Genomic DNA, 19,861 nt, shown 5'->3' with positions numbered 1-19,861 from the left:
CGGTACGTGCTGACAGCCCGGACGTGGCAACTCTGGCACATCTTGCGAGCCCGCCGTCGCGGGGGTCCGTGATCCGTGGATCCGTCCCTGACCTGGGGGATGGTACGGGTTTCTTACGACGTCTCCGTCGGGAGTGGATTGCCACGTTTCAGGGACCCTTGTGCGATTTGGGCTTGCGCCGGTGGGACTACGCTCCCAGGGGCGGCGGAGCGCGGTGCGCACCTTACGGGCGGCTCACACGATCGGGGGCGCCCCCTCGCGCGGGCGTCCGAGAAGGCCGGGGCGCCGCTGCCAGGGAAGCGGCCCGGCGGGCGGGCGGTAGCTCACGCCCAGCGCGTCCAGGCGCGCGTAATGCGCCTCCATGCGCCCCTGGAACGCCTCGAAGTCCCGTTCGGGAGAGGGCGGCAGCGCCGACCAGACGACCTCGGCGAAGGCGGCGAGCCGGGGGAACGCCTGGTAGTCCACCCGCCTGCGGTCCTCCATCACCTCGGTCCAGAGGTTGGCCTGGGCGCCCAGCACCCGGTCCGCGTCGGCGCCGGTGAGCTGCGGGGGAACCGGTTCGAAACGGTAGACGTCCTCCAGGGTGCGGACATAGCCGATCGGCACCGGCTCGTCCTCGCCCGGGGCCTGCCGGTGGTCGAAGTACACCTGCTGCTCGGGGCACATGACGACGTCGTGGCCGGCCCGCGCGGCGGCGATCCCACCCGCGTAGCCACGCCACGAGGAGACCGCGGCGCCCTCGGGCAGCGGGGCGTCGGCCGCGCCGCCCTCGAGGATCTCGTCCCAGCCGATCAGCCGGCGGCCGCGCTCGGCGAGCCAGTGGCCGAAGTGGCGGATGAACCAGCTCTGCAGCTCGTCCTCGTCGGCCAGGCCCAGGGCACGGATGCGCTCCTGGGCGGCCGGGGACGCCTTCCACTGGTCCTTGGGGCACTCGTCGCCGCCGATGTGGACGAAGCCGCCGGGGAACAGCTCCAGGACCTCTTCGAGCACGTTCTCGTAGAAGTGGAGCGTGTTGTCGGTGGGGGCGAGTACGTTCGGGTTGATGCCCCAGGTGGTCCAGACTCCGAGGGAGGCGGTGTCGATGACGTCGGTGTTGCCCAGCTCCGGGTACGCGGCGATGGCGGCCTGCGAGTGTCCGGGGATGTCGATCTCGGGCACGACGGTGATATGCCGCTCGGCCGCGTAGGCGACGATCTCGCGGATGTCGTCCTGGGTGTAGTGGCCGCCGTGCGGCCGCTCGTCCCACAGCGGGGACGCCCGGTGGCCCAGCTTGGTGCGCTCGCGCCAGCCGCCGACCTCGGTCAGCTTCGGGTAGCGGCGGATCTCCACGCGCCAGCCCTGGTCGTCGGTGAGATGGAAGTGGAACACATTGAGCTTGTGGGCGGCGAGCAGGTCCAGATAGGCCAGGACGCCGTCCTTGGGCATGAAGTGGCGGGCCACGTCCAGCATCAGCCCGCGCCAGGCGAACCGCGGCGCGTCCTCGACCGTCCGCTCCGCCAGCTCCCAGCCGGTCTCCGCGCCCCTGACCGGGGCGCGGCGGAAGGCGTCGGGGCCCAGCAGCTGACGGAGGGTCTGCGTGCCCCAGTGGACGCCCGCGGCCGTGCCGCCCGCGATCTCCACCCGGCCGTCGGCCACGGTGAGCCGGTAGCCCTCGGGCTCCAGCTCGGCGTCGATCCGCAGGCCGATGGTGTCGTCGCCGCCGGGCTCGCCGTCCGGCAGGGACAGGCCGAGCGCCTGGCCGAGGGTGGTGCGCAGCAGCCGCGCCACCCCCTCGGTGCCGGGGCCCGCGGCCAGGGCGGTGCGCCGCGGGTGGATCCGCGCGCCCGCGCGGCCGGGACGGCTCTGGTCATGGCGGGGCGCGGGGATCAGCCCCGCGGCGTCGTGAGTCATCTGCTCCCCTGTCGGCGCCTCGTCAGCTCTTGTCGGCGCTCTTCGGTTCTTGTCAGTGCTCTTCGGCTCTTGTCAGTGCTCTTCGGTGCTCGTCGGTCCTCGGTACCCGTCAGTCGGTCCTCGGTACCCGTCAGTCCTTCACCGCGCCGCCGAGCCCGGAGACCAGCCGGCGCTGGACGAGTACGAAGAAGATCAGCACCGGGATGGTCATGACGGTGGACGCCGCCATGATCCCTCCCCAGTCGTTCCCCTCGTCCTTGAAGAAGACCAGCAGCGCCATCGGAAGGGTGGAGTTCTCGGTCGCGCTGATGATGAAGGACTTGGCGAAGAGGAAGTCGTTCCAGGCGGAGATGAAGGAGAAGACGCTCGTCGCCACGAGTCCGGGGAAGACGAGGGGGAAGAGGATCTGCCACAGGAAGCGGGAGCGGCTGGCCCCGTCCAGATAGGCCGCCTCCTCCAGCGCCTCGGGCACCGCCTTGACGAAGCCGCGCAGCATCCAGATGGCGAACGGCAGCGAGAAGGCGATATGCGGCAGGATCAGCGAGCCCAGCGTGTTGAGCCCCACCCCGGGCACCGACTCCCCCAGATCGCGCATCAGGAAGAACATGGGGATGGTCAGCGCCTCGATCGGCACCATCTGGGCGACCAGGAACATGATCAGCAGCGTGGTGCGGAAGCGGAAGTTGAAGCGGGTGACCGCCGTGGCCGCCAGGAAGGCGATCAGCGCCGAGGCGACCACCACCACCCCGGCCACGAACAGGCTGTTGAGGAAGTAGCGCCCGAAGTCCTCCTGCTGGAAGACGCGCCGGAAGGAGTCCAGCGACGGGGACGCCGTCCACGGCCGGGGCTCGGTGGACTGGATCTCCCCCTCCGGCTTGAAGGCCGAGAGCACCATCCAGTACAGCGGGAAGGCGACCACGGCCGCCACGGCCAGGGCGGTGGCCTCGGCGGCGAACCGCCAGGGACGGCGGATGCGCAGCGAGACGCGCGAGTGGCTCACAGTTCTTCTCCCTGGCGTCGCAGCAGCCGCAGATAGACCAGCGTGACGGCCAGCAGGATCAGCAGCATCACCACGCCGATCGCCGAGCCCAGGCTGTACTGCGAGGACGCGAACGCCTTCTGGTACGCGTACACGTTGAGCACCATGTTCTGGCCGGCGATCCCGCCGCCGTTCGTCATGACGTAGATCTGTGTGAAGACCTTGAAGTCCCAGATGATGGACTGGATGGTCACCACGACGAGGATCGGCCGCAGCATCGGCGCCATGACCGTGCGCCAGATCCGCCAGGTGGAGGCGCCGTCGAGGGCGGCGGCCTCCAGCACCTCGGTGGGGATGGCCCGGATGCCCGCGTAGACGGTGACCATGACGAACGGGAACGAGCACCACACGACCTCGAACAGCACCAGGGCGAAGGCGCTGTAGCGGTCGTAGGTCCAGGAGTAGTCCTCGAAGCCGGAGAGGCCGAACCACACCAGGACCCTGTTCACCGGCCCGAAGTCGGGGTCGAAGAGGAAGACCCAGACCGTCGAACCGGTGATCGCCGGGGTGGCCCAGGCGCCGAGCGCGGCCAGCATCAGCGCCAGCCGCGGAATCGCCCGTACGCGCGTCAGCAGCACCGCCAGCGCACAGCCGACCGCGAGGGTGGACACCACGCAGACGGCGGCGAAGAGCAGGGTGGCGACGACGACGTTCCAGAACTCGCGGTCGCCGAACAGCTCGGCGTAGTTGGCGAACCCCTGGAAGGTGGTCGGTTCACCGCCGCTGACCTGCGCCTGGGTGTACTCCAGGAAGGAGATCAGGCCGAGCTGGTAGATGGGGTAGACGAGCAGTCCGCCCAGGACGACGAGCGCCGGGGCGAGATAGAGCCAGGGGGTCCAGGTGCCGCGCCGGGAGCCCTTCCCGGACCGGCGCCCGGCCGGGACGGTGGCTCCCGGCCGGGACCGGCGGCCCTTGGTGGGGGCTCGCCGGGCGTGCTGTGCGGTGCCGGCGCTCACTGCTTGAATGCCTCGTCCATCTTCTTCGCGGCGTCCTGGGTGGCGGCCGGCACGCTCTTACGGCCGCTGACGATCTCCTGGAACATGGTGGGCAGGACGAGCTGCGCGTCGATGGACGCCCAGCCGGGCGAGGCGGGCACGAACTTGGCGCTGTCGTTGAGGGTCTTCACGAAGGGCTTGACGAAGGCGTCCTTGGCGGCGACGTCGCCGCGCACATCGGTGAAGGTGGGTAGGAAGCCCATGGCGTCGTAGAGCTCGCGCTGGGTCTGCTTCCCGGCGAGCGTCTTGAGCAGGTCCACGGCGATCGTGCGGTGCGAGGTGCTCTTGAGCACCCCGAGGTTGTTCCCGCCCGCGAAGGCCGGTGCGATGTCGCCCGCCTTCACGCCCGGCAGCGGCACGACCTTGTACTTGCCCTTGGCCTTGCCCTCCTCGATGGCCTGGCGGCTGAAGTCGCCGCCGATCGCCATGGCCGCCTTGCCCGAGGCGAACGCCTCGACGGTGTCGTTGCCGCCCCACTGGGCGCACTTGGCCGCCGGGCAGTTGTCGTTGCCGAAGAGTGAGGTGTACGCCTTGACGCCCTTCTGGGCGTTCGCGCTGTCGATGGCCGCCGAGTACTCGTTGGAGCCGAACTTGCCCTTCTCGTCGGCGAGGTCGCCGCCGTTGGCCCAGATGAAGGGCATCGCGCCGTAGGTGTAGGCGCCGCCGACCGCGAGACCGTACAGATCCGGCCGCTCCGAGCGGATCTTCTTCGCGGTCGCAATCAGTTCGTCCTGGGTGGCCGGCGGCTTCAGGTCGAGCTCCTTGAAGACGTCCGTCCGGTAGTACAGCGCCCGTACGCCGACGAAGAGCGGGGCGCCGTAGACCTTGCCGCCGATGGTCAGCGAGTACTTCGCGGTGGGGTCGACATTGGTCGAGTCGACCCAGGCGCCGAACTCCTTGCTGATGTCCAGCAGCCCGCCGTCCTTGACATAGCCGGCGGTGTCGGTGTTGCCGAACTCGATGACGTCGGGAGCGCTCTTGGGGTCGTTGAAAGCCGCCTTGATCTTCTGCGCCCGGGTGTCGACGGGGATGTAGGTCACCTCGACATCGGTTCCGTCGTGCTCCTTCTCGAAGCCGGCGACCGCCGCGTCGATCACCTTTTTCTTGGGCGCGTTATTGACCTCCTGGAAGAGCCAGACACGCAGCTTGCCGCTCTTCTCGTCCTCCTTGGAGCTGTTGTCGGAGGTGGAGGGGGCGCATCCGGTCACGGCCAGCCCGGCCAGGGCGAGTGCCACCACGGGCACGGTGACGCGGGAGGACAGCCGGGAAACGGAGAGATGGGACGGCTTCATGGGAACCCTTAACCATTTGGCGTTGCAAGTAATGCAACGCATGTTTCGCTCAGCACAATATGCGTGAGGCTAGGGAACCTTGAGCGACCCCACAAGAGGTCTGAACCACTCGGCGAGAAAACGAACCGAACCACTCCGCGACAAAAGGGAATTCGCGCTAGCGACGCGGCAACTCCTCGCCCGGATAGGCGGGTTCAACATACGGCACGGCCTCAACCCGCGCACCCGCTTCGGCCAGGCACTCGACCACCCGGTCCCAGTCCGGCCAGGTCTTCCGGAACCGCTCCAGAACGCGGTCGCTGGCCACCAGCACCACCTCGGCGCCCGGGTCCTCCGCCCACTCCAGGAGCCTGGGAAGGGTCGGCTGGGCGACCGACATCACGCAGCCGCCGGAGAGCCGGTAGCCCCGCTCGGCGGCCAGCCGCCCGCACCGCTCCAGCTGGGCGTCCCAGTCCTTCTCGAACTGACAGTAGGCGCTGGCGCCTTCCGCTTCGGGCTCGTCGACCTCACGCGCCCCGAACACCAGATAGGCGGCCCGCGCCACCCCGTTCTCCGTACGCCCGCTCATGGGCCGACCCTACTGGGGCCGTCCGGCGCGCGGCAGGGCGCACAAGGCACGGCACGCCCGGCCCGCGACCCCGTCTCGGGGTCGCGGGCCGGGCGCGCCGTCTGTTCGCGCGAGGCTTTTCGTCAGCGCCCAGGGCCGACGGACCGGCTACTTCTTGCCGTCGCCGTCCTTGCCCTTGTCGCCACCGGCGCCCATGCCCTCGAAGATCTCCTTGCACATCGGGCAGACCGGGTACTTCTTCGGGTCACGACCCGGGACCCAGACCTTGCCGCAGAGTGCGACGACGGGAGATCCGGAGAGGGCGCTCTCCATGATCTTGTCTTTCTGCACATAGTGGGCATAGCGCTCGTGGTCGCCGTCACCGTGCGACACCTGTGGTGTCGGCTCAACGAGGGTCCCCGTGCCTGCCCCGCGCTCGGGCTCAAGAGTGCTCATACAGCCCTAGGGTACTCATGCCTAGTTGAGAGAAGGGTCGTCCGGATACGTGGCGACCATGGCCAGCTCACTGCGCTGGCGGCGGAGCACCGCCCGCCACAGCCGCTCGGGGGCGGGCGAGGACACATCGCCCGGCTCGGACTCCACCACGTACCACGCGCCCTCGGCCAGCTCCTCCTCCAGCTGACCGGGCCCCCAGCCCGCGTAACCGGCGAAGATGCGCAACGAGCCCACGGCCGCCGCCAGCAGCTCGGGCGGCGCCTCCAGGTCCACCAGGCCGATCGCGCCGTGCACCCTGCGCCAGCCGAGTGGCCCGTCCTCGGTGCGCGCCGAGGACCTGCCGGACTCGCCCGGTACGACGGCCACGCCCAGCGCGGAGTCCAGCGAGACGGGACCGCCCTGGAAGACCACCCCCGGCTCCCCGGCAAGCGAGGCCCACGACTCCAGGATGTCGCCCACCCCCACCGGGGTCGGGCGGTTCAGGACCACGCCGAGCGAGCCCTCCTCGTCATGGTCGAGAAGCAGCACCACCGCACGGTCGAAATTCGGGTCAGCAAGCGCCGGTGTCGCGACAAGCAGCCGTCCTGTGAGCGAGGACACCTCGGTCATGGCCACATGATCCCCCATTTCCGGGCCGGAGGGGGAGTGGAAGTCGAGTCCCGTATGAGAGCAGGTCGGGGCGCAAGACAGCAGATGCGGCGCACATGACCGTGGGCCTTCCGGCCGAAACGGAACGTGTTCTGTCGCCTACGGGGTGACGCAAAGGGTGCAAGAGCCTTACGGAGGCGGTCTCCGGGGCTATTACTCTTGCCCTTTGGCCCTTGTGCCTTTTGGCCCTTGCCCGTCTCAGGAACGCGAGACCAGATGACCCGCTCGAACGATGTCCTGCTCGTCCATGGCGGCACCCCGCTCGAAGGCGAGATCCGTGTCCGCGGCGCGAAGAACCTCGTGCCGAAGGCCATGGTCGCCGCCCTGCTCGGCAGCGCGCCGAGCAGGCTGCGCAACGTCCCCGACATCCGCGATGTGCGGGTGGTGCGCGGGCTGCTGCAGCTGCACGGCGTGACGGTGCGCCCCGGTGACGAGCCCGGTGAGCTGGTGCTCGATCCCACGCACGTGGAGAGCGCCAATGTCGCCGACATCGACGCACACGCAGGTTCCTCGCGGATCCCGATCCTCTTCTGCGGCCCGCTGCTGCACCGCCTCGGCCACGCCTTCATCCCGGGCCTGGGCGGCTGTGACATCGGCGGCCGGCCGATCGACTTCCACTTCGACGTGCTGCGCCAGTTCGGGGCGACGATCGAGAAGCGGGCGGACGGCCAGTACCTGGAGGCCCCGCACCGGCTGCGCGGCACCAAGATCCGGCTGCCGTACCCGTCGGTGGGCTCCACCGAGCAGGTGCTGCTGACGGCGGTGCTCGCCGAGGGTGTGACGGAACTCTCCAACGCGGCGGTCGAGCCGGAGATCGAGGACCTCATCTGCGTGCTGCAGAAGATGGGCGCCATCATCTCCATGGACACCGACCGCACGATCCGGATCACCGGTGTCGACCAGCTCGGCGGCTACAACCACCGCGCCCTCCCGGACCGCCTGGAGGCCGCCTCCTGGGCCAGCGCGGCGCTGGCCACCGAGGGCAGCATCTATGTGCGCGGCGCCCGCCAGCGCGAGATGATGACCTTCCTTAACACCTACCGCAAGGTCGGCGGCGCCTTCGACATCGGCGACGAGGGCATACGGTTCTGGCACCCGGGCGGCAAGCTCAACGCGATCGCCCTGGAGACCGACGTCCACCCCGGCTTCCAGACCGACTGGCAGCAGCCGCTGGTGGTGGCCCTGACCCAGGCGTCGGGCCTGTCCATCGTCCACGAGACGGTCTACGAGTCCCGGCTGGGCTTCACCTCGGCGCTCAACCAGATGGGCGCGCACATCCAGCTCTACCGCGAATGCCTGGGCGGCTCCGCCTGCCGGTTCGGCCAGCGCAACTTCCTGCACTCCGCGGTCGTCTCGGGCCCCACCAAGCTCCAGGGCTCCGACCTGGTCATCCCCGACCTCCGCGGCGGCTTCTCCTACCTGATCGCGGCCCTGGCCGCCCAGGGCACCTCGCGGGTCCACGGCATCGACCTGATCAACCGCGGCTACGAGAACTTCATGGAGAAGCTCGTGGAACTGGGCGCGAAGGTGGAGCTCCCGGGCGACGGCAACGCCGTGTAGTGCCTCCCCCCCGGCCCGACAGCCGGACCCCAACTCCACCTCAGCCCGCCCCGGCACCCCCCGGGGACGGGCTGTCCCATCCCACGCCCCCGAGCCACGACGACGCCCCGGCTGGGGGTCCGGGGGTTATCCCCCGGGGGGACACAGCATGGAGAAGCTCGTGGAACTGGGCGCGAAGGTGGAGCTCCCGGGCGACGGCAACGCCGTGTAGTGCCTCCGCGGGCCTCGTAGCGGCTCATGGACGGGCCTCAAGGGCCCGTACGAGCGCCAAAGGGGCGGCCACCCTCCCGGGTGGCCGCCCCTTTCATTCGCGGGGGCTTACTTGCCCTTGGCGGCTTCCTTGAGCTTGGAGCCCGCGGAGACCTTCACGCTGTAGCCGGCCGGGATCTCGATCGGCTCACCGGTCTGCGGGTTGCGCGCGGTGCGAGCGGCACGGTGGGTGCGCTCGAAGGTCAGGAAGCCGGGGATGGTGACCTTCTCGTCGCCCTTCGCGACGACCTCACCAGTCACCTCGGCGAGGGCGGCCAGCACGGCGTCGGCGTCCTTTCGGGTCACCTCGGCGCGCTCGGACAGAGCGGCCACCAGCTCACTGCGGTTCATGTTGTACTCCCGTGTTCATCTTGCCAATGAGGCGTGAGATCGAAGCCGATGCTGCCAGGGCCCTCGGACAGTCCCCGGACCCGGGTCTGCTGTTCAGACCCTCGCGCCCGGAACGCATCCTGCCCCCACCTGTGGCGGGAAAGCCAATCCGGAGCCCTGGAGAGTCACACGAAAAGCGCCGTGGCGGTCGTTTTCCTGCCCGCCACCCTATGGCCGCTTCCGGGACCCCGGAGCGCGCGACGCGCCGTGCCCCGCCTAGACCGCAGTGGTACCGGTCACAGCGCGGGCCGCGTCCCGCACGGCTCCGGCCACCGCCCCCGCGACCTTGTCGTTGAAGACGCTCGGAATGATGTAGTTGGCATTGAGCTCGTCGTCGTGAACGACGTCGGCGAGCGCACCGGCAGCAGCCAGCATCATCTCGGTGTTCACCGTACGCGACTGCGCGTCCAGCAAACCACGGAAAACGCCCGGGAACACCAGGACATTGTTGATCTGGTTCGGGAAGTCCGAGCGTCCGGTGGCGACCACCGCGGCGGTCTGGCGGGCGATCGCCGGGTCCACCTCGGGGTCCGGGTTGGCCAGTGCGAAGACGATCGCGCCGTCCGCCATGGCGGCCACGTCGTCGCCGGAGAGCACGTTCGGGGCCGAGACGCCGATGAAGACGTCCGCGCCCCGCACGGCCTCGCGCAGGGTGCCCGTGACGCCCTCCGGGTTGGTGTTGTCGGCGATCCAGCGCAGCGGGGACTCCGGGTCGGCGGCGACCAGGTCCTGGCGCCCGGCGTGCACCACACCGTGGATGTCGGCCACCACCGCGTGCCGCACGCCCGCGGCGATCAGCAGCCGCAGGATGGCCGTGCCGGCGGCGCCCGCGCCGGACATGACGACCCTCACATCCTCGATCTTCTTGTCGACCACCCGCAGCGCGTTGGTGAGGGCGGCCAGCACCACGATCGCGGTGCCGTGCTGGTCGTCGTGGAAGACCGGGATGTCCACGGCCTCGCGCAGCCGCGCCTCGATCTCGAAGCAGCGGGGGGCGGAGATGTCCTCCAGGTTGATCCCCGCGAAGCCGGGGGCGATGGCCTTCACGATCGCGACGATCTCGTCGGTGTCCTGGGTGTCCAGGCAGATCGGCCAGGCGTCGATGCCCGCGAACCGCTTGAAGAGGGCCGCCTTGCCCTCCATGACCGGCAGGGCGGCCTTGGGGCCGATGTTGCCGAGGCCCAGCACCGCGGAGCCGTCGGTGACGACGGCCACACTGTTGCGCTTGATGGTGAGGCGGCGGGCGTCCTCGGGGTTGTCCGCGATGGCCTGGCAGACCCGGGCCACGCCCGGGGTGTAGACCATCGAGAGGTCGTCACGGTTCCGGATGGGGTGCTTCGACGACATCTCGATCTTGCCGCCGAGGTGCATCAGGAACGTACGGTCGGAGACCTTGCCGAGCGAGACACCCTCGATGCCCCGCAGCTTCTCCACGATCTCCTGGGCGTGCGCGGTCGAGGTCGCGGCGATGGTCACGTCGATACGGAGCTTCTCGTGGCCGGACGCGGTCACATCGAGGCCCGTTACCGAGCCACCGGAGGACTCCACGGCCGTGGTCAGCTGGCTGACCGCGGTACCGCTCGCGGGCACCTCCAGCCTGACCGTCATCGAGTACGAGACGCTGGGCGCCGTTGCCATGGCCTGCTTCCTCTGCTTTCCCTTGTTCATGCTCTCCGGGCCGCGGGATACCGGGCCACGTCCTCAGATGGTTACACCTACCTCTGGGTACGGGGTAACCCGGCCCGACTTTCGGACATATTGTTCTGACATAGCAGAGTGGGGTCACCCGAGTGGAAACCCCCACTCCTTCGCGGGAACGCCTGGCGAGGCGGGCCGTCCGCCGCAGCCGCCGCCCTAGGCTCTGGCGCGCTACAGCGTCGTAAGGACGTCGAGGAAGAGACAACGAGGAGCGCGGGCATGGCTCAGGGCACCGTGAAGTGGTTCAACGCCGAGAAGGGCTACGGCTTCATCGCCCAGGAGGACGGCGGACCGGATGTCTTCGTCCACTACAGCTCGATCGACGGCAGCGGCTACCGCAGCCTGGTCGACGAGCAGCGGGTCGAATTCCAGATCGTGCAGGGCCGCAAGGGCCCCCAAGCGGAAGAGGTCCGCGTCCTGGGCGGCTGATGCCGCCGGGCGCGGACCTCACGGAAGAGATGAAAGGTGGCACCGACCCGCCATGCTCGCCTCGCGGCAAGTGGTCGCTCGAAGCGACGAAGGTTGGGCCCGGGGGCTTGGATCGGGCCGGTGCCACATCAAGGCTAACAAACAGGCCCGGGAAGGGATTCCCCTCCCGGGGGTGGATTTTGGAGCGGCTGAGGAGCGCCGGGCGCCGGGGTCCTCCGGCCGGGGTGGTGGTCAGTCCCGCAGCAGGTCGGGGACGGCGTTGCCGTCCGGCTCGTCGCGGTCGCCCGACACGACCGTCAGCCGCTGGGTGGCGCGGGTGAGCGCCACGTACAGCACCCGGAGCCCCGCCGGGGACTCGTCGGCGATCTCGGCGGGCGAGACCACGACCGTCGCGTCGTACTCCAGCCCCTTCGCCTCCAGGCTGCCCAGCGCCACCACCCGGTCGCCCAGGCCCGTCAGCCACTGACGGGCCTGGGCGCGCCGGTTCATCGCGACGACGACGCCGACGGTGCCGTCCACCTCGGCCAGCAGCCGGACCGCCTCGCGGCGCGCGGCCGCGCCGAGGCCGCCGTCCGCGCCGGGTACGAAGCGCGGCGCCACACCCGTGGAGCGGACCGCCTCCGGGGCGGGGGTGCCGGGCATGGCGAGGGTGAGGACCTTGCTGGCGAGTTCGGCGATCTCCGCCGGGTTGCGGTAGTTGACGGTGAGGGTGAAGCGGCGGCGCGGGCGGCTGCCGAGCGCCTCGTCCCGGGCCCGCCCCGCCTCGTCCGGGTCGGACCAGGAGCTCTGGGCCGGGTCGCCGACGACCGTCCAGGTGGCGTGGCGGCCCCGCCGTCCGATCATCCGCCACTGCATCGGGGTGAGGTCCTGCGCCTCGTCGACGATGACGTGGGCGTAGTCGGCGCGCTCCCGCTCGGCCCGCTCGGCGCGGCTGCGGCGGGGGCTGACCCGGTCGGCGTACGTGGTCAGCTCGTCCAGACCGGTGAGCTGGTCCAGCGGGTCGGCCTCGCGGGCGGCCGCGGGGCGGGCCGGGGTGCCCAGGAGGGTGATCAGCTCGTCCAGCAGCGCCACGTCGTGGACCGACAGCGCGCCCTGCCCGTCCGGGCCGAGCCGTCCGAGCGACCGGGCCACCTGACGGACCTCACGGGGGTTGAGCACCCGCCGTGACCAGCGGCTCAGCCGCCTCTCATCGGCCATGGCGGCGAGGACGGAGCGGGGGGTGAGCTCGGGCCACCAGGCGTCGAGGAACTCCTGGAAGGAGTCCTCGGAGGAGATGTCCTCGTCGAAGCCCTCCCGCGCCTCGGCGGCCAGTTCGGGGTCGGTGTACCGCCTGGGGGCGCCGGAGCGGGTCCACAGCGCGTCCAGGAGCAGCCGGCGGGCGCGGGGGCGCAGCAGATTGACGGGCGCGGTGCCGCCCAGCACGTTCTGGCGGATGGCGCGCAGTTCCTCGGCTTCCAGCTCGATCCGGGCGCCGAAGGCGACCACGCGCAGCCGCTCGGGCGGGCCGCCGGGTCTGGCTCCGGAGCCCGCGCCGGGTCTGCCGCCGTGGGCGTCCAGCGCCCCGTCCACCGTCAACTGGCCGTTGTCGGCGGACGAGGGCGAAGTCGGCGACGAAGCCGAGCCGGTGGGCGCGGCGGCTCCCCGCGGCAGCTCCAGCGCGCCGCGGGCGGCCTTGCGGAGCACCCTCAGCATCCGGGACGAGCCCTTGACGCGGGCCACCGCCGGGGTGTCGTACGTGGTGGCCTCGGCGCCCTCCACCAGCGAGCCCACCGCCCGGATGGCCACCTGGCCCTCCTCGCCCAGCGAGGGCAGCACGCCCTCGGTGTAGGCGACCAGCAGCGGGGTGGGGCTGACCACGAGGATGCCGCCCGCGTAGCGCCGCCGGTCCTGGTAGAGGAGGTACGCCGCACGGTGCAGCGCGACCGCCGTCTTGCCGGTGCCGGGGCCGCCCTCGACCTCGGTGACGGAGGCGGCGGGGGCGCGGATCACCTGGTCCTGCTCGGCCTGGATGGAGGCCACGATGTCCCGCATGGTGTGGCCGCGGGCCTGGCCGAGCGCGGCCATCAGGGCGCCGTCGCCGACCACCGGCAGCGCCCCGCCGTCGAGGGTGGCGCTGAGCTCCGGGCGCAGCAGGTCGTCCTCGACGCCGAGCACCCGGCGGCCCTTGCTGCGGATCACCCGGCGGCGGACGACCCGGCCGGGGGCCACCGGGGTGGAGCGGTAGAAGGGCGCGGCGGCGGGCGCCCGCCAATCGATCACCAGCGGGGCGTACTCGGCGTCCAGCACGCCGATGCGGCCGATGTGCAGCGTTTCGGCGATCTCCGCGCGGTCGCCGTCCGGGCCGGTGCGGATGGCGTCGTCGGCGGGCTCCACGGAGGTGTAGGCGCCGTCGGGGCCGCGCCGGCCGTCCTTGCCCGGCAGCAGATCGATGCGGCCGAAGAGGAAGTCCTCGAACTCGCTGTTCAGCCGGTTGAGGTGGACCCCGGCCCGGAAGACCTGGGCGTCCCGTTCGGCGAGCGCGCCGGGCGTGCCGACCTGACCGCGCTTGGCGGCGTCGTCCATGAGGAACTCCGCCTCGTGGATCTTCTCCTCGAGGCGGTGGTACACCCGGTCCAGATGCGCCTGTTCGATCCGGATCTCGCTGTCCCGGACCCCGTCCCCGCGGTCCTCCCGCGGTGCCGTCCGGTCGTCATGCGTGGCGTTGTGCGCGGCCACCCAGGGCCCCCTTCTGTGTTCTTAAGGGCAGCCGTCAACCGTACACCTGAAGGGGAGGGGGTTTCTCAGAGCCTGACCTGCGCCAGGCGCCGGCCGTCCAGGGTGCGGACCTCGAACCGCTCGATCTCGTTGGTGTTCATGGCGGCGCCGCCCTGGGCGTAGAGCGGTTCCTTGCTCCAACGGGAGCCGTCCCCGTCCTTGACGCCGTAGCCCGAGGTGGGCACGGCCCAGGTGGTGATGGTCTCCTCGTGGCCGTCCTTGCCGATGGCGACCAGGTCGCAGGTGCGCGGCCCCTTGAGGTTGCCCAGCTTGAGGGCGACGGAGGTGCCCCAGCCCTTCTGCTGCACCGAGACGGAGGCGTCCACCTTGGTGACGGGGTCGACCGCGCTGAACTTCTCGCCCTGGTCGTACACCTGCTTGGAGGAGGAGGCCACCACCTGTCCCTTGCCCCCGCCGTCGTCGGAGTTCGCGGTGATGGCCGCTCCCGCGAGCGGGCCGCCGACGATGAGGACGGCGGCCGCGGCGACGAGGAAGAGACGCCGTCTGCCGGAGGCTTTCCGGCTCGCCGCGACATCGTCCAGCAGCCGGTCGAGCAGTTCGGGCCCCGGGCGGGCGGTGACCACCGCCGGATCCGGGAGCGCGGTGCCGTCGGCGGCGGTGGCGTACTCGGCCAGCAGCGGCGGGAGGCCCATCAGCTCGTCGAGCTCGGCGGCGCACCGCTCGCACCCGATGAGGTGGTCCTCGAAGCGCGCCGCGTCGGCGGGGTCGAGCACCCCGAGCGCATAGGCGCCGACCGCGGTGTGCTGCTGGTCGTCCGCTGCCGGCATCATGCCGTGACCCCCCGTTCCTCGAGCGAAAGCTTCAGGGAGCGCAGCGCGTAGAAGACCCGGGACCGTACCGTCCCGGCGGGAACGCCCAGCACTTCGGCCGCCTCACTCACCGTCCGTCCCTTGAAGTATGTCTCGACGAGCGCCGCTCTATGTGCGTCGGTGAGGTCATTCAACGCGTCGGAAATGGTCATCTGACGCAATGCGCGGTCGATGTCGTCCGCGGCGGGCATCACATGGAGCGGCGCCGCGTCCACTTCGTGGGGGCGTGCGCGGCGTTGGCGGTGGCCGTCGATGACGATGCGGCGGGCCACGGTCACCAGCCAGGGCCGTAGCGATCCTCCGGAGCGCCGCAGTTGGTCGGCGTTGCGCCAGGCGCGCAGGAGGGTCTCCTGGACCACGTCCTCGGCGCGGTGCCGGTCGCCCGCGACCAGGCGCAGGACGAAGGCGAGAAGCGGGCCTGCGTGCTCCGCGTAGAGCGCTCGCATGAGCGCGTCGTCCGGTGTCGTCCTCTCGGTCACGAGGGCATCTTTGCGTACGCAAGCCGTCGGGTCGAGGGGGGTACGGGCTGGAAACGCTCGGCGTTCATCGACCATCGTGTGATGTACATCCCATTTTCCGGCTGAACATCTCCCGCTGTGCGGTGCGTACTTGAGTCCGAGTAAGGCCGACGCCGGGCGGGCGACGGCCGCCAGGAAGGGCTCCCTCCCCAAATCCGCCCCGCAGGCCCCGGTCCCCCCATCCGGGGCCTGCGTCATGTCCGGGTCGTGTCCGGGTCATGACTGAATATCGCTCATGTTTTGCTGATGCTCGGGTTTACCCGACGGCGGTGACGGGCAACCCGCTCGCGGTTTCCGCAGACCTCGCTGGAGCACCAGCGCCTGCGGCGGCCGCGCGAGGTGTCGAGGTAGACCAGCGAGCAGGTCTCCCCCTCGCAGCGGCGCAACTGCCCGCGCGCCACCGGGTCGGTGAGCAACTGCACCGCGTCCCGGGCGATCTGGGAGAGCAGCGCGCCGCAGTCCGGCTTCCCGGCGAGGGCGCGGGCCAGGGCGCCGTCGGGGGTCCGTACGGCGCGCAGGGCGGGCGGGGCGGTGGCGGCCAGCGCGTTCATCCGCTCCAGATCGGCGGCCGCGGCACGGCCCTCGACCTCGTTGTGGACGATACGGTGCAGCAGGTCGCGGGCGGCCCGGAAGCGGATGAGCCAGCGGTGGTCCACACCCTCGAGCGAGGTGCCACCGGGCACCAGACCGGCGCCCAGCAGCCACGCTCTGAGGGGCTCCACCCCGCCGAGCCGCTCGACGGGCGCCTCGCTGAGCCGGCCGCCGACCGTGGCCACCAGGTCCAGGCAGATCCGCCCCGAGTCGAACCGCAGGTCGTAGGCCGACGACGCCGACGCCATGTTCCCGTCACTCCTTCGGGGAAGGCCCGATCCGGTCACCCCTCAGAGTGCCCGCCCCGCCTGTCCCCCGTAACCCCTCGGGGGCTGAACTCCAGCCCCTCGGGGGCGGAACACCAGCCCCTCGGGCGGAACCCCAGCCCCTCCGGCGTTTGAGGAGCGGGGCCCGGGGCGGAGCCCCGGCAAACAGCTACGCGCCGCCCCCATACTTCGTGTCGGCCGAAGGATCGAGCGCCAGCCGATACCCCCGCTTGACCACCGTCTGGATCAGCTTGGGCGACCCAAGAGCCGTCCGCAGCCGAGCCATCGCCGTCTCCACCGCATGCTCGTCCCGCCCCGCCCCCGGCAACGACCGCAGCAGCTCCGACCGCGCCACGACCCAGCCGGGCCGGCGGGCCAGAGCCCGCAGCAACGCCATCCCGGCGGGCGGCACCGTACGCAGCTCACCGTCCACGACCACCGCGTGGCCACGGATCTCCAGCCGCCGCCCGGCGACCGGCAACGGCCGCACCCGCCCCGGAAGTTCCGCGGTCAGCAGCTGCGCCAGCGGCCCGAGCCGGAACCGTTCGGGCTGGGAGGTGGGAATGTCGTGGGCCTCCAGCGGCAGCGCGGTGACCGGCCCGACACACGCGGGCAGCACATCATGGCGGAGCGCGTCCACCAGCTCCTCACGCATCCCGCGCCGCCCCGCCCGGTCCAGCAGACTCGCGGCGGCGGGCGCGCTCGTGAAGGTGACGGCGTCCAGGGCCCGCGCGACCGTCGCGTCCAGCAGCCGGTCCACCGGCCCGATGTCCTCCGGTGGCATCCAGCGGTACACCGGCACCCCGACCACCTCCGCTCCCCCGGCCCGCAGCGACTCGACGAAGCCGGGCAGCGGCTCGCCGTGCAACTGGACGGCGATGCGGTGCCCCTCGACGCCCTCCTCCAGCAGCCGCTCGAGCACCTCGGCCATCGACTCGGAGGCCGGGTACCACTCCTCGGTCAGCCCGGCGGCCCGGATCGCCCCGCGCACCTTGGGCCCGCGGGCCAGCAGCCGCACCTCGCGCAGCCGGTCGAGCAGGGCGTCGCCCAGGCCCCAGCCGTCGGCGGCCTCGACCCAGCCGCGGAAGCCGATGGCGGTGGTGGCGACCACGACATCGGGGGCGCTGTCGATCAACTGCTTCGTGGCCGCGAGGAGTTCGGAGTCGTCGGCCAGCGGCACGATCCGCAGCGCGGGCGCGTACATCACCTCCGCGCCGCGGCGCCGCAGCAGGGCGCCGAGCTCATCCGCGCGGCGCGCGGCGGTGACCCCAACGGTGAATCCGGCGAGAGGGCCGACGGGCACCTCGTCGCCCGCGGCTCCGGTCTGTTCTCGGTGCATGGCTCTCGTCCCGATCTCCCGTTCTCCCGTTTCACTCGGGTATGGGCGCCTTCGGTTCCGCATCCTGTCGCCGTCCCGTGTCGGTGGCGGTTCACGGAGGTTTCCCAGGCGTAACGGAGTGGACGGCCGGGGGCTTCCCCAACCCGCCGTACGGGCGTTCCCCGACCCGCCGTACGGGCTCCCCCGGCCGACCGTACGGGCTTCCGCCCGGCCGTACGGACTCCCCCGGCCGACCGTACGCCCCGAGCCGCGGGGGACGCCCGTCCAGACGCCCCCTCAGCCGCCCCGAGCCGTCCGCTCAGACGTCCGCTCAGACGTCCGCTCAGACGTCCGCGTAGGCGGGTTGCCGCTCCGTCCGCGGATCATGCGCACCCGCCTGCGCGCCGGACACCGTGGCCGGGCGGCGGGCGCCACGGAGGTATACGGCCCAGGTGACCGCGGAGCACACGGCGTAGAAGGCGAGGAAGGAGACGAAGGCGGGGGTCCCGGAGTGGGCGCCCGCGAACGACTCCCGGAAGGCGAGGTTGATCCCGAGCCCGCCGAGCGCGCCGACCGCCCCGATCAGCCCCATCGCCGCGCCCGACAGCCGCCGCCCATAGGCCGCGGCCTCCTCGCCGGTCAGGCCGCGGGCCACGGCCTTCGCCTGGAAGATGCCGGGGATCATCTTGAAGGTGGAGCCGTTGCCGAGCCCGCTGAGCACGAAGAGGGCGATGAAGCCGACGAGGAAGACGGACAGCGACTTCTGCGCGGAGGCATAGACCACCACGACGGTCGCGGCGGCCATGGCGGCGAAGGTCCACAGCGTGATCTTCGCGCCGCCGTGGGCGTCGGCGAGCCGACCGCCGACGGGGCGGATGAGCGAGCCGAGCAGCGGGCCGATGAAGGTGAGCGAGGCGGCCTGGAGCGGGGTGCGGTCGAACTGGTTCTGCAGCACAAGACCGAAGGCGAAGCTGTAGCCGATGAACGAGCCGAAGGTGCCGATGTAGAGCAGCGACATGATCCAGGTGTGGGCGTCCCGCGCCGCCTCCCTGGCCGCCCCGGCGTCGTTGCGCACGGGCGCCAGGTTGTCCATGAACAGCGCCGAGAGCGCCGCCGCGACGACGATCAGCGGGATGTAGACGGCGAGCACGAGGCGCGGATGGGCCGCCCCGGCGGTGCCGATCACCAGCAGCCCGACCAGTTGGATCACGGGCACGCCGATGTTGCCGCCGCCCGCGTTGAGCCCGAGCGCCCAGCCCTTCCTGCGCAGCGGGTAGAAGGAGTTGATGTTGGTCATGGACGAGGCGAAGTTGCCGCCCCCGACCCCGGTGAGCGCCGCGACCACCATGAACGTGGTGTACGAGGTGCCGGGCTCCATCACCACGGCGGCGGCGATCGCGGGCACGAGCAGCAGCCCCGCGCTGACGATCGTCCAGTTGCGCCCGCCGAACCGCGCGACGGCGAAGGTGTACGGCACCCGCAGCACCCCGCCGACCAAGGTGGGCATAGCGACCAGGAAGAACTTCCCGGCCGGGTCGACCCCGTACTCCGGCCCCATGAACAGCACCATCACCGACCACAGGCTCCAGATCGAGAACCCGATGTGCTCGGAGAGGATGGAGAAGACCAGGTTCCGGGCGGCTATCCGCTCCCCCTTCTCCCGCCAGAAGCTCTCGTCCTCCGGGTCCCACTGCTCGATCCAGCGGCCCCCCTTGCGCGCGGTGGTGGTGGTGGTGGTCGGGGCAGTCATCACGCCTCCACAGTTCTCGGTGTCGCTGCTCGACGGTAGGGACGGTGGATTTCCGGGCTGTGGCGGCAGGTGACGCGGACGAAACCTTGCTCTCACCCGGGGGGCCGGGCGGCGGTGAGGGGTACCACATGCGGTGGGTGGAGACTGATGCGCTCACCGTGTCGCGCGGTTCCCGGTACCGTACGCGGTGCACCGCCCGCCCGCCCCGCCGGAGGACCGCATGAGCGCTCAGCCGGAGCACCCGCACGCGCCCGTCATCCCACAGCCGCCGATGACTCGGGACGCCTTGCGGGAAGCGGTCAAACGGCTCGACCTCGTGCGCATCGCCGAGTTCGACCGCGAACTGGGCGAGGCGTTCGACCGCGCTGTACAGACCGCCTCGACCACGCCGATGCGGCTGTTCCTGGAGAAGTGGGCGACCGTCGTCGCGATTGAACGCCATCCCGGCAGGTTCTACGCCATGCGCGAGGCGGAGCGCGTCACCGGCGATCCGCAAGCCACGGAAGAGGAGTTCCGGGCCGCGCAACAGACCATCGCCCGCATCCTCCGCGAGGCGTCCGCCGAGACCGGGGCCGCCGGGTGAGCGCACGCGGCGAAGGCGTCGAGGACGCCGTCGGCTGGGCCTGGGAGTACAGCCCGAC

The 19,861-nt window shown here is 71.1% G+C and carries 18 protein-coding genes; 3 read left to right on the top strand and 15 right to left on the bottom strand.

Going from position 1 to position 19,861, the window contains the following annotated elements; all coding sequences use genetic code 11:
- Positions 1–234 precede the first annotated feature (234 nt).
- The 7 genes from NP777_RS28940 to NP777_RS28910 form a co-directional block, all read right to left on the bottom strand.
- On the bottom strand, positions 235–1,890 hold the full coding sequence (locus tag NP777_RS28940; RefSeq protein ID WP_256653100.1) for a beta-N-acetylhexosaminidase: 1,656 nt from the start codon (positions 1,888–1,890) through the stop codon (positions 235–237).
- Positions 1,891–2,020: 130 nt separating this feature from the next.
- On the bottom strand, positions 2,021–2,890 hold the full coding sequence (locus NP777_RS28935; protein ID WP_256653099.1) for a carbohydrate ABC transporter permease: 870 nt from the start codon (positions 2,888–2,890) through the stop codon (positions 2,021–2,023).
- Positions 2,887–3,885: a carbohydrate ABC transporter permease gene (locus tag NP777_RS28930; protein ID WP_256653098.1), complete on the bottom strand. Its 999-nt coding sequence runs from the start codon at positions 3,883–3,885 to the stop codon at positions 2,887–2,889. Before NP777_RS28930 ends, NP777_RS28935 begins: the two co-directional genes overlap by 4 nt.
- Positions 3,882–5,216: an extracellular solute-binding protein gene (locus NP777_RS28925; protein WP_256653097.1), complete on the bottom strand. Its 1,335-nt coding sequence runs from the start codon at positions 5,214–5,216 to the stop codon at positions 3,882–3,884. Before NP777_RS28925 ends, NP777_RS28930 begins: the two co-directional genes overlap by 4 nt.
- Positions 5,217–5,373: 157 nt before the next feature.
- On the bottom strand, positions 5,374–5,784 hold the full coding sequence (locus NP777_RS28920; protein ID WP_256653096.1) for a hypothetical protein: 411 nt from the start codon (positions 5,782–5,784) through the stop codon (positions 5,374–5,376).
- Between the two features lie 147 nt (positions 5,785–5,931).
- Positions 5,932–6,219, bottom strand: coding sequence for a DUF3039 domain-containing protein (locus NP777_RS28915; RefSeq protein ID WP_075200572.1), 288 nt, complete (start codon positions 6,217–6,219; stop codon positions 5,932–5,934).
- Positions 6,220–6,240: 21 nt separating this feature from the next.
- Positions 6,241–6,828 carry a YqgE/AlgH family protein gene (locus NP777_RS28910; protein ID WP_256653095.1) on the bottom strand — a complete coding sequence of 196 codons (588 nt, stop codon included), beginning with the start codon at positions 6,826–6,828 and terminating at the stop codon, positions 6,241–6,243.
- Between the two features lie 255 nt (positions 6,829–7,083).
- Between NP777_RS28910 and murA the strand changes: the two genes are divergently transcribed.
- Complete coding sequence (gene murA, locus NP777_RS28905) at positions 7,084–8,427, top strand: UDP-N-acetylglucosamine 1-carboxyvinyltransferase (RefSeq protein ID WP_256653094.1); 1,344 nt, start codon at positions 7,084–7,086, stop codon at positions 8,425–8,427.
- A 318-nt stretch (positions 8,428–8,745) separates the two neighbouring features.
- On the opposite strand, the gene NP777_RS28900 is transcribed toward murA, so the two are convergent.
- Both NP777_RS28900 and NP777_RS28895 read right to left on the bottom strand, forming a co-directional pair.
- A complete protein-coding gene (locus NP777_RS28900) occupies positions 8,746–9,027 on the bottom strand; it encodes an HU family DNA-binding protein (RefSeq protein WP_009717479.1) in 282 nt (93 codons plus the stop codon).
- Between the two features lie 255 nt (positions 9,028–9,282).
- Entirely contained in the window at positions 9,283–10,704 is a 1,422-nt protein-coding gene (locus NP777_RS28895; protein ID WP_256653093.1) for an NAD-dependent malic enzyme, read from the bottom strand.
- A 279-nt stretch (positions 10,705–10,983) separates the two neighbouring features.
- Between NP777_RS28895 and NP777_RS28890 the strand changes: the two genes are divergently transcribed.
- Entirely contained in the window at positions 10,984–11,193 is a 210-nt protein-coding gene (locus NP777_RS28890; protein ID WP_020870916.1) for a cold-shock protein, read from the top strand.
- A 231-nt stretch (positions 11,194–11,424) separates the two neighbouring features.
- On the opposite strand, the gene NP777_RS28885 is transcribed toward NP777_RS28890, so the two are convergent.
- The 6 genes from NP777_RS28885 to NP777_RS28860 all read right to left on the bottom strand — a co-directional run bounded on the left by NP777_RS28885 (position 11,425) and on the right by NP777_RS28860 (position 19,220).
- A complete protein-coding gene (locus NP777_RS28885; RefSeq protein ID WP_256653092.1) occupies positions 11,425–13,908 on the bottom strand; it encodes a HelD family protein in 2,484 nt (827 codons plus the stop codon).
- Positions 13,909–13,973: 65 nt separating this feature from the next.
- Entirely contained in the window at positions 13,974–14,738 is a 765-nt protein-coding gene (locus tag NP777_RS28880; protein ID WP_256653091.1) for an anti-sigma factor family protein, read from the bottom strand.
- Positions 14,735–15,223: a sigma-70 family RNA polymerase sigma factor gene (locus NP777_RS28875; protein WP_391858597.1), complete on the bottom strand. Its 489-nt coding sequence runs from the start codon at positions 15,221–15,223 to the stop codon at positions 14,735–14,737. Before NP777_RS28875 ends, NP777_RS28880 begins: the two co-directional genes overlap by 4 nt.
- Before the next feature lie 305 nt (positions 15,224–15,528).
- The gene (locus tag NP777_RS28870) at positions 15,529–16,134 is read right to left on the bottom strand and encodes a CGNR zinc finger domain-containing protein (RefSeq protein WP_256653089.1); all 606 of its coding nucleotides are present in this window, start codon (positions 16,132–16,134) and stop codon (positions 15,529–15,531) included.
- A gap of 187 nt (positions 16,135–16,321) precedes the next feature.
- Positions 16,322–17,491 (bottom strand): uroporphyrinogen-III synthase, encoded by a 1,170-nt coding sequence (locus NP777_RS28865; RefSeq protein WP_256653088.1) that lies wholly within the window; start codon positions 17,489–17,491, stop codon positions 16,322–16,324.
- A 322-nt stretch (positions 17,492–17,813) separates the two neighbouring features.
- Entirely contained in the window at positions 17,814–19,220 is a 1,407-nt protein-coding gene (locus NP777_RS28860) for a nitrate/nitrite transporter (RefSeq protein WP_256653087.1), read from the bottom strand.
- A 220-nt stretch (positions 19,221–19,440) separates the two neighbouring features.
- Here NP777_RS28860 and NP777_RS28855 point away from each other — a divergent pair, with 220 nt between their 5' ends.
- The gene (locus tag NP777_RS28855; protein WP_256653086.1) at positions 19,441–19,803 is read left to right on the top strand and encodes a DUF6247 family protein; all 363 of its coding nucleotides are present in this window, start codon (positions 19,441–19,443) and stop codon (positions 19,801–19,803) included.
- Positions 19,804–19,861: the final 58 nt, after the last annotated feature.

The organism is Streptomyces rugosispiralis (assembly GCF_024505145.1).
In the GTDB taxonomy this organism is placed as follows: domain Bacteria; phylum Actinomycetota; class Actinomycetes; order Streptomycetales; family Streptomycetaceae; genus Streptomyces; species Streptomyces rugosispiralis.
This window is presented reverse-complemented; position numbering and strand designations above follow the sequence as displayed.